Here is a 6675-nt window from a genome sequence, read left to right as displayed (position 1 = left end):
CTGAGGGACCAGGCCAGGCGGTGGGCCGACTGGCTCACCGCACACCCCGACACCACCCTCACCGACCTCGCCCGGACCACCACACGGCACCGCCGGCACTTTGCCGAGCGCGCATCGGTGGCCGGACCCGACCTGCCCGCGGTCATCGAAGGACTGGCCGCCCTGGCGGACGACCGGCCGGACCCGTCGGTCACCCTGGCCACCGCACGGCCGGGCAAGGTCGTGTTCGTCTTCCCCGGCCAGGGTTCGCAGTGGCCGGGCATGGCCCAGCGCCTGCTCACCGAGAGCCCGGCCTTCGCCGACACGGTCGACCACTGCGACGAGGCACTGCGCCCGTTCACCGGCTGGTCGGTCCGCGAACTGCTCCAGGACGAGGACCGCATCGCCTGGGACCGCCTGGACATCGCCCAGCCCGTGCTGTTCACCATGTATCTCGGCCTGGCGGCGGCCATGCGGGAACTGGGCCTTCAAGCGCAGGCCGTGATCGGACACAGCCAGGGCGAGATCGCCGCAGCCGTGGTCGCCGGCGCCCTGACCTTGGAGGAGGGCGCCAGGATCGTGGCCGCACGCAGCAAGGCCCTCGCCGCGCTGTCCGCCGACGGTGAGATGGCCACGGTCGAACTCCCCGTCGCCGAAGTCGAGGCAGCACTGGCCCCGTACGGCGACGCCGTCTCGGTCGCCGTGGTCAACACACCCGGATCCACGGTCATCTCAGGGGACCGCACGATCGTGGAGGAGCTGCTCTACGCGTGGGACGACCAGGACGTGATGTGCGGCAAGCTGAACGCCGCCTGCGCGTCCCACAGTTCGCACATGGACGCACTGCTGCCCGGCCTCCGGGAGACGCTCGCCTCGCTGCGCCCCCGCCCCACCGGCATCCCGCTGTACTCCACGGTGCTGGGCCGCCGGGCCGCGGGTGAGGAACTGGACGCCGGCTACTGGTGCCGGAACCTGCGCGAACCCGTACGGCTCGATCTCGCACAGCAGGAACTGCTCGCCGACGGCTGCACGGTGTTCGTCGAGATCAGCCCGCACCCCGTGCTGGCCATGCCGCTGGCCGACGGCGGCGCCGAGCAGGACGCGGTGGTCCTGGCGGCCATGGAACGGGAACAGGGCGGCCTGGACCGGCTCCGGCGCACACTGGGCGCCCTGCACGCGCACGGTGTCGGGATCGACTGGTCGGCGGCCGTTCCCGACGGCCGCATGGTCGGCCTGCCCGGCTACGCGTTCCAACGCCGGCGCCACTGGAAGGAGCCCGCTCGCCGCAGGTCGACCGACCAGCGGTTCTGGGACGCCGTCGGCGCGGACGAGGTGGACTCGCTCGCCGGGCTGCTCGGCGCGTCCGGGCAGCACCGGGACAGCGTCGTGGACCTGCTGCCGTTGCTCCGGCGCTGGCACCAGGGCCGCGACGACCACGCCGGGATCGCCAACTGGCTCTACGAGGAGACCTGGCAGCCCAGCGAGCCCGAAGCGGCACCGGCGGACGGAGTCTGGGCGGTCCTCGGGGACGCCGCATCACCCGCCGCGGAGCTGGTGACGGCCCTGCGCGAGGCAGGAGCCGACACACACCGGGCAGGCACGGATCCTGCCGGCCCGACCTCACTGCCGGAGGCATTGCAGGGTGTGATCATCCTGACGCCCCTGGACGAGGACGGCACACGGCAAGGCTTCCTGCGAACCGTACGACTGCTGCGCGAACTCGGCACGACCCACCCGCGGACCCCGGTGTGGCTGGTCACCCGGGGCGCTGTCGGCGTGGACGAGGCCGATCCGGTCACGCGTCCAGAGCAGGCTCTGATCAACGGACTGGGCCGGGCCGCGGCACTGGAACGCCCCGAAGGCTGGGGCGGTACCGCGGACCTGCCCGAACAGCCGCACACGGACTGGGCCGGCCAGCTAGTCCGCGCGGTACTCGCCGGCGACGACGAGGACCAGATCGCGCTCCGCGCCGACGGCCGGTACGTACGAAGGCTGCGTCGCACCACGCCCGCACCGCGGTCGCCGTGGACGACCAGCGGCACCGCCCTGATCACCGGCGGCACGGGAGCCCTCGGCCGACGACTCGCCCGCTGGCTGGTGGAACGCGGCACGCGACGCGTCGTGCTCGCCTCCCGCTCCGGTGAGGTCTCCGCACCGTTCCGCGAGGAACTCGAGGCGACCGGAGCGGAGGTCGTCACGGCGGCCTGCGACGTCGGCGACCGCAAGCAGATCGCCGACCTGCTCGGCCGGATCGACGCCGACGGCCCGCCGCTGACGGTCGTCACGCATCTCGCCGGGGCCCCCGGGGCGGCACTCCTGGCCGACCTCGACGGCGCCCGGGCCACCGAGGAACTCTCCGCGAAGGTGTCCGGCGCCTGGCACCTGCACGAACTGCTCGGCGACCGGCCCCTGGACGCGTTCCTGCTCCACGGCAGTGGTGCCGGTCTGTGGGGCGCGGCCAACGGGACGACCCACGCGGCCGGCGACGCCGCGCTCGACGCCCTCGCCCGCCACCGGATGGCGGGCGGCCGCACGGCCACCGTGGTGCACTGGGGCGGGTGGGCCGACGCAGGCACGGTGACGGAGGACGCCGAGGAGCAACGCCGGGTACAGGGACTGCGGATGATGTCCCCGGACCGCGCACTGAGCGCACTGGACCTGGTGCTCGGCACGGATCGGGTGGCGCTGGGGGTGGCCGACATCGACTGGTCCCGCTTCACCCCCACGTTCTGCGTCGCCGGGCGGCGTCCGATGCTGCTGGGCATCCCGGAGGCACGCGCCGAGATGACCGGTGGGCGCCAGGAGAGCGGGCTCCCGGAGCGGCTGGCGGGCCTGGGGCCGAAGGCGCAGTTCGACGCGGTGCTGGAACTGGTCCGCGTCGAGGCCGCGGCTGCGCTCGGGGTGGCGGAGGTCCCCGCCGACCGGCCCCTCCAGCAACTCGGGATGGACTCGCTGATGGCGGTCGGCCTGCGGGCCCGGCTCGCCAGGCGAAGCGGCCTGCCGCTCGGCACGGACGTGCTCTTCCGGCACGGCAGTTGTGCGGGCATCGCGCAGCACGTGGTCGACGAGCTCACCGGGCGGCAGCCCGTCGCCGAGCCCGCGAACGACGAGGTGGTGCGGGTGCTCAAGCCGGCCGGCCACCCCAGGGCACGCATCCTGTGCATGGCGGGAATGGGGGGCACGACCACCTCCCACGTCCCGCTCATCCCGCACCTGCCCGAGGACGTGGAGCTGCTCGGTATCCGCATTCCCGGCCGTGAGGGACGCAGCGGGGAGGCCCCGGTGAGCGATGTGAACGTCCTCGTCGACCGGGTCGTTGCGGAGATGTCGGACCGTCTCGACGTGCCGACCGTCCTGTACGGGCACAGCCAGGGCGCGTGCGGAGCATGGGAGATCGCCCACCGGCTGGGCAGCAGGCTGGGGGCACCGGAGCTGTCCCTCGTCGTGGTCTGCGCGCCGCCGCCGTTCAGCGAGGCGCCGGAGGCGCTCCAGCGGTTCCTGGAGGTGTCGACGCTGTGGGACACGGCGGCGCCGGAGACCCTGGTCGAGATCTTCCGGGGTGTGCTGCCCGACGAGATTCTCGACCACGAAGAGGTCTTCGCCGGCTACCTGGACAACCTGCGGAACGATTCCGCGATGTGGACCCGCTATCAGCTGATGCTGGACGCCGACCGCAGGGGGCCGCTGGACATCCCGATCGTCGCGGTGCCGGCCTCGGCCGACCCGGTGCTGCCCGAGGGCACGATGGCTGGCTGGTCCGCGCTGACCACGGGCGCGTTCGTGGTCCGGAGCATCGAAGGCGCGCATTCGGCGCCGCTCGAGAACCCGGCGGCCATGGCTCAGCGGCTGCTCTCGGCCATCCCCGCCGAGCTCATGCTCAACGCATGACCGCACGTGGCGTCCGTCGCGACCCGGCGACGGACGCCACGCCGGGTTCAACACCACGACAACCCCGCCCTCAGGTGCTGGGCGAGGTTGCGAGGTTCAGCGTGCGTGGGTGCTGGGTCACCCGATCGGGGAACGGTTCACAGCCGGCGCAGGAGGGCCGCGCGGTCGATCTTGCCCGTGCTGGTCAGGGGCAGCTCGTCGAGCGCGACGATGCGCGTGGGGATCATGTACGACGGCACGACGGCCCGCAGGGCGCGGACGAGTTCGGCCTTCGGAAGGGGCTCGGCGGTCGGCACGTAGAAGGCGGCCAGTGAGCGCCCGCCCCGCCCCATGGGCGCCACGACCGACGCGGCACGGACACCCGGGCACTGCAGGAGGGCACTTTGCACCTCGCCCAGTTCGATCCGGTAACCACGCACCTTGACCTGGTCGTCGAGGCGGCCCAGGAACTCCACGAGGCCGTTGGGCAGCCAGCGGGCACGGTCACCGGTGCGGTACATGCGTTCGCCGGGGCGCTGGGCTCCCGGGTCGGGCAGGAACTTGGCGGCGGTGAGGTGCGCGGCGCCGGCGTATCCCACGGCCACGCATGTGCCGGCGACGTACAGGTCGCCCTCCTCGCCGACGGGGCAGGGCCGCAGGTCGCTGTCGAGCACGTAGCAGCGGGTGTTCTGCATCGGCTGCCCGTAGGGGATGCTCGGCCATGTGAGGTCGACATCGCCGACCCGGTAGTGGTTCGACCAGACAGTGGTCTCCGTGGCGCCGCCCAGCGCCACCACCTCGGCGTTCGGGAACGCGGCCCGGATCTGGTCCGGGAGCGGCACCGGGATCCAGTCGCCGCTGAGAAGGACCAGGCGGAGCGTGTCGCGCCCGGCGGGCTCGCGGGCCTGGACGTAGGGCATGATCATGGCCAGGGCGGCGGGCGCCGAGTCCCAGATGGTGATGCTCTCCTCTTCGAGCAGGTCCACCAGGGTGTTCGGCTCGGCGAGGTCGGCCGCGGACGCCAGCCGTATGGTCGCGCCGGCGGCCAGCACACCGAACATGTCGTAGACCGAGAGGTCGAAGCAGAAGGACACGACGAACAGGATCTCGTCGTCGGGCCCGACCTCGTAGGTGCGGTTCATACAGTCGATGAGGTTCACCGCGGCCCGGTGGGGGACGGCGACTCCCTTGGGCGCACCGGTCGAGCCGGACGTGAAGATCGTGTAGCAGACGTCGTCGGCCGTCGGGACCGTGGCGAGGGGTTCGGCCGGCCGGAGGCCGATGTGATGGCCGGTCCACAGCGGCTCGCGGCCCGCCGCCGCACGGTCGCGGGACGGCTCGACGCGGATGACGGCGTCGTACCGCTCGGCCAGTTCGCCCGTGAACTCCTCGGCCCGGCGGCGGTGGACGCTCGCCTGGGCCACCCCGGGCAGAAGTTCGGGGAGGCGCTCGATGTACCGGGGCGGCACCCGCAGGCCGGAGCAGGTGCTCAGCCCGGGGTCGACGAGGTCGGCGAGGACGATGACGCCGTCGTCGGCGAGCAGCCCGGCCAGCGAGTCGAGGACGCCGGTCAGGTGGTCGAGGTCCGGCAGGAACTGCACCGTACTGGCCAGCACGACGACGTCGAACGGGCCGTTCACCCGCTCGGCGGCCTCATGGGCGAAGCACACCACGCCCTCGACCTCGCCCCCGGCGCGGGCCCCGGTCTCCTTGCTCCGGGCCACGGACACCGGTGAGGGGTCGACGGCGACATAGCGGGACGCCCACGGAGCCAGCGCCTCGACGATCAGGCCGGATCCGCACCCGATCTCCAGGACCGAGGGCTGTTCGGCGGACGTCGCGGACCGTACGAACCGCGCCACGTGGTCCTGGTAGCCCCGGACGTCATCGGCGGTGAACGGCCGTTCCGAGCGGCGCGTGTTGAAGCCGGCGGCTTCGAGCGGGTCCGGGGAGCCGGACAGGTGGTCGAAGAGGTCCGCGACCCGCTCGCGCCGGAACGTGGCCGACCAGGAGAACTCCTCGGGAATGTCGGGGCACAGCACGTGGCGAAGCGAAGGCACCTCCCACCGGAACTCCTGTACGGAGGGCAGGGATGCGCGGTCCGTCAGCACGGCCGCCACGTCGAGCTGGTCGAGCAGCCCGACCACCCGGGAGGCGGGCCAAGCCGGGTCGAGCGGGACGTAGGAGGCGCCGGCCTTGAGCGCCGCGAGCATTCCGACGAGGGCCGAGGCGCTGCGCTCGCCGTAGATGCCCACGCTGGAGCCCCGGCCCAGTCCCAGCTCACGCAGCAGCCGTGCCAGCCGGTTGGTCCGGCGGTCCAGTTCGCCGTGGGTGAGGACCTGCTTGTCGGAGGTCACGATCGCCGCGTGGTCCGGGTACTTCCGGGCGGCCTCGGCGATCAGCTCGGGGATCGTGGCGTCGTCACGGAACGGCCGCGCGGTCTCGTTCCACCCGCTCCAGGAGACGCCCGCAACGGACGTCGGCGGGGCGCTCACCGGGCCACTGCCTTGAAGGCCTCGTGGGCCGCGAGCGCGCCGGCCAGTTCGTTCACCGTCGGGTGGGCGAAGAAGAGCCGGATCTCCAGCCGCACGCCGAACTCGGCCCCGAGCGCGGCCATGATCTCGGCGACCAGCAGGGAGTTCCCGCCGGCGTCGAAGAAGTCGTCGTCGTCGCCGAAGTCGTCGTGCTCCAGCACATCGGCCCACTGATCCCGCACCCGGGCGCGCAGCAGCTCAAGGTCCGGGCCACCGCTACCGGCGTGCTCCGGGCTAGCCACTCCGACCGATCCGAAGTTGTTCACCGCGTTCTCCCGCATTCTCTCTCGGTGCT

At 72.7% G+C, this 6675-nt stretch carries 3 protein-coding genes; 1 reads left to right on the top strand and 2 read right to left on the bottom strand.

Annotated elements, in window-relative coordinates; translation table 11 throughout:
• Window positions 1–3867, top strand: a 3867-nt coding sequence (locus ACIHFB_RS41865; RefSeq protein ID WP_400129617.1) for an SDR family NAD(P)-dependent oxidoreductase, incomplete at its 5' end; no start/stop codon positions are given.
• 137 nt (window positions 3868–4004) lie between these two features.
• Here ACIHFB_RS41865 and ACIHFB_RS41860 read toward each other — a convergent pair.
• Together ACIHFB_RS41860 and ACIHFB_RS41855 are read right to left on the bottom strand one after the other, a co-directional pair.
• A complete protein-coding gene (locus ACIHFB_RS41860) occupies window positions 4005–6341 on the bottom strand; it encodes an amino acid adenylation domain-containing protein (RefSeq protein WP_365284601.1) in 2337 nt (778 codons plus the stop codon).
• Window positions 6338–6661, bottom strand: a complete 324-nt coding sequence (locus tag ACIHFB_RS41855; protein WP_365284603.1) for an acyl carrier protein — start codon at window positions 6659–6661, stop codon at window positions 6338–6340. Before ACIHFB_RS41855 ends, ACIHFB_RS41860 begins: the two co-directional genes overlap by 4 nt.
• Between the last annotated feature and the right edge of the window lie 14 nt (window positions 6662–6675).

Source organism: Streptomyces sp. NPDC051963 (genome assembly GCF_044593495.1).
In the GTDB taxonomy this organism is placed as follows: domain Bacteria; phylum Actinomycetota; class Actinomycetes; order Streptomycetales; family Streptomycetaceae; genus Streptomyces.
The sequence above is the reverse complement of the archived record's forward strand: the minus strand, read 5'-3'. Positions and strand labels throughout refer to the sequence as shown.

Excerpts from the sequence above, each read along its gene's own strand:
- ACIHFB_RS41855 (WP_365284603.1), bottom strand. The coding sequence starts at position 6,661 with ATGCGGGAGAACGCGGTGAACAACTTCGGATCGGTCGGAGTGGCTAGC.